The organism is Streptomyces torulosus (assembly GCF_001419765.1).
Classification (GTDB): domain Bacteria; phylum Actinomycetota; class Actinomycetes; order Streptomycetales; family Streptomycetaceae; genus Streptomyces; species Streptomyces torulosus.
Window position 1 is genome coordinate 1 of record NZ_LIRK01000114.1, and the last position, 4,904, is coordinate 4,904.

Here is a 4,904-nt window from a genome sequence, read left to right on the forward strand (position 1 = left end):
GGCGCATAGGGCCTGCGTCACGTACTAGGTGGAATAGTTGCGGGGCGACGGTGGGGCAAAACGGACTTTTGGTGCGCTGTTTGGGTGGGTGTGGGTTGAGGTGCAAGGCTTCGGGGGTTTTGGGCGTTGAGGTAGTGAGTGGGAGAGCTGGGGGCTTGTACGGCCTTGTGTCGTAGATAGGGGGTTTTGGATGGCGGGGGGAGTGCGGGTACCAAGGGACGTGCCATTCGGCGGTCGCAGCTGAGCGCCGGGTGGTCTTCGTGTGCCTCCCGAGGCACCGGTCCCTGTCTCCGTCCCCCGTGAGGTCACCCATGTCGCAGCGCGTTCGCTCCCCCCGTACCCGTATGCCCGCCCTTCGTGTCCGTGCCGTCGTCGTGGCCGCCGGAGTGGGAGTCTCGGGTGTGCTGGGCGTCGGGGTCGCGGCCGCGGCCGGCGGTGCTCAGAGCGCCGGCACCGTCCAGACCTCGGGCGTCGCCCAGGCCGCCGCGGCCAAGAAGGCGATCTCGTGGGTCACGCCCGTCAAGGGCTACAAGCTCAGCGCCAGCTACGCCCAGGCCGGCAACATGTGGAACTCCACGCACAGCGGGCAGGACTTCGCCGTCAAGAGCGGCACGGCCGTCTTCGCCGCGCACGGCGGCACCGTCGTGAAGGCCGGCGGCAACGGCGCCGGTGACGGCCCCGCGTACGGCAACGCCGTCGTCGTCAAGCACGGCAACGGCACCTACTCGCAGTACGCCCACCTCTCCCGGGTCCAGGTGAAGGTCGGGCAGATCGTGAAGACCGGGCAGCGCATAGCCCTCTCCGGCAACACCGGTAACTCCAGCGGGCCGCACCTGCACTTCGAGATCCGTACGACCGCGAACTACGGCTCCGCCGTCGACCCCGTCGCCTTCCTGCGCGGCAAGGGCATCTCCCTCTGACCGACGGCGTGACGCGCCCTCAGGCCCCCGGCGTGCCCGTGTGCGCCTGGGTCACCAGATCGATCGCGACCTCCAGGACGGCCTTGCGCTTGTCCTCGGGGTCGCCTTCGACGTCCCGGAGCACGAACATCCCGGCGTGCATGGTGAACAGGGCGCTGATGCAGCGGACCTGGTCCGTCAGGGCGGCGTCCGGCTCCTTGATGGTGTCGATCAGGCGCAGCATGCGGTCCTTGAACGACTCGCCGACGCTCAGCTCCCGTACCGTCGCCTGGTTCTCCTGCATGAAGCGGAAGAGGGGCGCCACGTCGGCCAGGGCCTCGCTGTAGCGGCGCAGGATCTCCCGCTTGGTGTCGAGGGTGCGCGGCTGGTGGTCCGCCCACTCGATCAGTTCGTCGATCGGGCGCTGGAGGTCCTGGAAGAGGCTGACGAGGATGTCCTCCTTCGTCTTGAAGTGGTAGTAGAGCGCCGCCTTCGTCACCTCCAGACGCTCGGCGATCTCCCGGAGCGAGGTCTTCTCGTAGCCCTGCTCGGCGAAGAGTTCGAGGGCGACGTCCTGGATGCGCTGACGGGTGTCCCCGCGGCGATGCCGTTTCGGCGCCGCGCCGGCAGGCGTCACGCCGGCGGGCGTGGTACCGGCGGGCGTCTCGCCGTCGGCTGTCGTCTCGCTCATCCTGCTACTCCTCGTCGCCGCGACCCCGGTGGTGGGTCAAGCCTCTGCCAAGCCCGCCGAACTTACTTGACGACCGGCTAGTTGGGGGCCTAGTTTCCCCAAGTGTAGTCAACTAGCCGGGCGGCAAGTAAGTAGGGAAGCGGTCCGGGGGGAAGGAAGGACCGCCATGAGCGCGGACACCGAGAAGGAAGCGACCAGAGGGGCCGGAGGGGCGGTGGGCGCCGCCGCCGCGACCGCCGCCTCGGCCGACGACGCCGTCCGTGACGCGGTTCGTGACGCGGTCCCCGGCGGGACGCCTGGCCGGGCCACCGAGAGAGCTTCCGCAGGGGCTTCCGGCGGAGCCTCCGGCGGGGGCGAGGGCGCGAAGGAGCCGCAGCCGCGCAGCGTGCGCGTCGTGCTGTTCGCCCTCATGATCGCGATGCTGCTGGCGATGCTCGACAACATGATCGTGGGCACCGCGATGCCGACGATCGTGGGCGACCTCGGCGGGCTCGAACACCTGTCGTGGGTGGTGACCGCGTACACGCTCGCGACCGCCGCCTCCACCCCCATCTGGGGCAAGCTCGGCGACCTCTACGGCCGCAAGAGCGTCTTCATGACCTCGATCGTGATCTTCCTGATCGGGTCGGCGCTCAGCGGCATGGCCCAGGACATGGGCCAGCTGATCGGCTTCCGCGCCCTCCAGGGCCTCGGCGCCGGCGGCCTCATGGTCGGCGTCATGGCGATCATCGGCGATCTGATCCCGCCGCGGGAGCGGGGCAAGTACCAGGGCATGATGGCCGGTGTCATGGCCCTCGCGATGATCGCGGGGCCGCTGGTCGGCGGGACCATCACCGACCACTGGGGATGGCGCTGGTCCTTCTACATCAACCTGCCGCTCGGCGTGGTCGCGCTGGCCGCCATCAGTGTCGTCCTGCATCTGCCGAAGCCGTCGCGCGAGGCGCGGTCGGCGCGGAGCATCGACTACCTGGGCGCGGCGCTGCTGACCGTCGGCATCACGGCGATCGTGCTGGTCACGACGTGGGGCGGCACCGAGTACGCGTGGGGGTCGGCCGTCATCATGGAGCTGACCGCGATCGGTGTGGCCGCACTCGTCGGGTTCCTGTTCGTGGAGACCAGGGCGGCCGAGCCGGTGATGCCGCTGCACATCTTCCGCAGCCGGAACTTCACCCTGATGTCCCTGATCGGGTTCATCACCGGGTTCGTGATGTTCGGAGCGGTCCTCTTCCTCCCGCTCTACCAGCAGTCCGTGCAGGGCGCGTCCGCGACCAACTCCGGGCTGTTGCTGCTGCCGATGCTGGGCGCGATGCTCGCGGTGTCGATGGTCGCCGGGCGCGTGACCACGGGCAGCGGACGCTACAAGGTCTTCCCCCTCGTCGGCAGCGTCCTGATGATCGCGGGACTCTTCCTGCTGGCGCAGATGGACACCGGGACGAGCCGGGTGACGTCCGGGGTGTTCATGGCGGTGCTCGGCGCCGGCATGGGATGCCTGATGCAGATCACCATGCTCGTCGCGCAGAACAGCGTCGAGATGAAGGACATGGGCGTCGCGTCCTCCACGACCACGCTGTCCCGGACGCTCGGGTCGTCCTTCGGCGTCGCGATCATGGGCGCGCTGTTCAACAGCCGGGTCCAGGACGTCATGGCCGAGCGGGCCGGGGCGCTGGGGTCCAAGGTGACCGAACAGTCCGCGCAGCTGGACGCGGCGAGCCTGGCGAAGCTGCCGGTGCCGGCGCGGGAGGCGTACCAGTACGCGGTGGCCTCCGGCACGCACTCGGCGTTCCTGCTGGGCTCCGTGGTGGCCGTCCTCGCGCTGGTGGCCGCGGTGTTCGTGAAGGAGGTACCGCTGCGGGGAGCCGGGGGGCCGCCCGTGGCGGGGGAGTAGACGAACCCGGCGGCACCGCCTCGTGAAGGGCACCGGCTGCGGGAGGAACCCTCCTGGAGGGCACCGCCTTCCGAAAGGCACCGTCTCCGAAGGCACCGCCTCGTGAAGGGCAGGGGTTCGCGCCCCTGCCCTTCAGGCTGTCGTCTCGCCCGACATCGGCAGCATCGGGTAGCTGCCCGTGTTGGTGGGGGCGTGTTCGGGAAGCCAGAGGACGGCCACGGCGCCCTCCGCCGGTACGGAGTCCGGGGCGCCGGGCGGGCGGACGTTGCGGAAGGTGAGGCGGGCGCCGAGGACCCGGGCCTGACCGGCGGCGATGGTGAGGCCGAGGCCGTGGCCCTGGCCGGCGCGGTCCGAGGCGCCGGTACGGAAGCGGCGCGGGCCGTCGGCCAGCAGCTCCTCGGGGAAGCCCGGACCGTGGTCGCGGACCCGGATGACCCGCCCCTCGACGGACACCTCGATCGGCGGCCTGCCGTGCTTCGCCGCGTTGGCCAGCAGATTCAGCAGCACCCGCTCCAGGCGGCGGGGGTCCGTCGTCACCTCCGACTCATGGACCACCTGCACGCGCACACCCGCGTCCCGCGCCGCCACCCGCCGGCTCACGAACTCGCCCAGCATGATGTCCTGCAACTCGGCCCGCTCCGACGCGCCGTCTAGCCGTGCCACCTCCAGCACGTCCTCGACGAGCGTCCGCAGCGCCTGGGCCCGGTCGCGGACCAGCTCGGTGGGGCGGCCCGGAGGGAGCAGCTCAGCGGCGGTGAGCAACCCCGTCACCGGGGTGCGCAGCTCATGGGCGATGTCCGCCGTCACCCGGCGCTCCGCCTCGATCCGCTGCCGCAGCGTGTCGGCCATGGCGTCCACCGCCCGCGCCAACTCGGCGGTCTCGTCCCGCGTGACCCCGCCGATCGCGTCCTGGACCCGTACGTCGGTCTCGCCCTTGGCGACCTGGTTCGCGGCGGCCGCCGCCTTGCGCAGCCGGCGGGACATCCGCCCGCCGATGAGGACACCGAGGGCCGAGCCGCCGAAGACGACCGCGATCGAGCCGATGATCAGGGCCTGGTCGAGATCCCGCAGCACCGTCGAACTGTGGTCGGTGTGCGTGTGCAGCGACAGCACCCGGTTGTCCTTCAACGGCACCGCCGCCCAGATGTCGGGCACCCCGTCGGGGCCCTCCGAGACATACGTCGCCCGGCGGCCCTCCATGACCTTGGCCAGCAGGTCCTGCGGGATCTCGGGGTCGTTGATCCGCACCCCGAACGCCCCGGACTTCAGCGGGCGCCCCGACTCGTACATGCGCTGGGCGACCTGGATGCGCTCGTCGGCCAGGTCACGCGCGTTGTCCAGCATCGACACCCGCGCCGCGTTGTGCACGACCAGACTCAGCGCGATCGCCACCAGCGCCCCGACGAACGCGATCGCGCTGAGTCTGGTC

At 70.7% G+C, this 4,904-nt stretch carries 4 protein-coding genes; 2 read left to right on the plus strand and 2 right to left on the minus strand.

Translation table 11 applies throughout. The annotated features are described in order from the left end of the window. Window positions 1–311 precede the first annotated feature (311 nt). Complete coding sequence (locus AOK23_RS08780) at window positions 312–920, plus strand: M23 family metallopeptidase (RefSeq protein WP_107102757.1); 609 nt, start codon at window positions 312–314, stop codon at window positions 918–920. A gap of 19 nt (window positions 921–939) precedes the next feature. Here the strand turns inward: AOK23_RS08780 and AOK23_RS08785 are convergent, their stop codons facing one another. Then, window positions 940–1,590, minus strand: a complete 651-nt coding sequence (locus tag AOK23_RS08785) for a TetR/AcrR family transcriptional regulator (protein ID WP_055712188.1) — start codon at window positions 1,588–1,590, stop codon at window positions 940–942. Window positions 1,591–1,756: 166 nt separating this feature from the next. Between AOK23_RS08785 and AOK23_RS08790 the strand changes: the two genes are divergently transcribed. Further along, a complete protein-coding gene (locus tag AOK23_RS08790) occupies window positions 1,757–3,475 on the plus strand; it encodes an MDR family MFS transporter (protein ID WP_169800284.1) in 1,719 nt (572 codons plus the stop codon). Window positions 3,476–3,607: 132 nt separating this feature from the next. On the opposite strand, the gene cseC is transcribed toward AOK23_RS08790, so the two are convergent. Further along, window positions 3,608–4,888: a two-component system sensor histidine kinase CseC gene (cseC, locus tag AOK23_RS08795; RefSeq protein ID WP_240496317.1), complete on the minus strand. Its 1,281-nt coding sequence runs from the start codon at window positions 4,886–4,888 to the stop codon at window positions 3,608–3,610. Window positions 4,889–4,904 lie beyond the last annotated feature (16 nt).

What these genes read in the sequence shown, in the direction of transcription:
- AOK23_RS08790 (WP_169800284.1), top strand. Translation starts at nt 1,757, where the DNA reads ATGAGCGCGGACACCGAGAAGGAAGCGACCAGAGGGGCCGGAGGGGCG.
- AOK23_RS08785 (WP_055712188.1), bottom strand. Translation starts at nt 1,590, where the DNA reads ATGAGCGAGACGACAGCCGACGGCGAGACGCCCGCCGGTACCACGCCC.
- AOK23_RS08780 (WP_107102757.1), top strand. Translation starts at nt 312, where the DNA reads ATGTCGCAGCGCGTTCGCTCCCCCCGTACCCGTATGCCCGCCCTTCGT.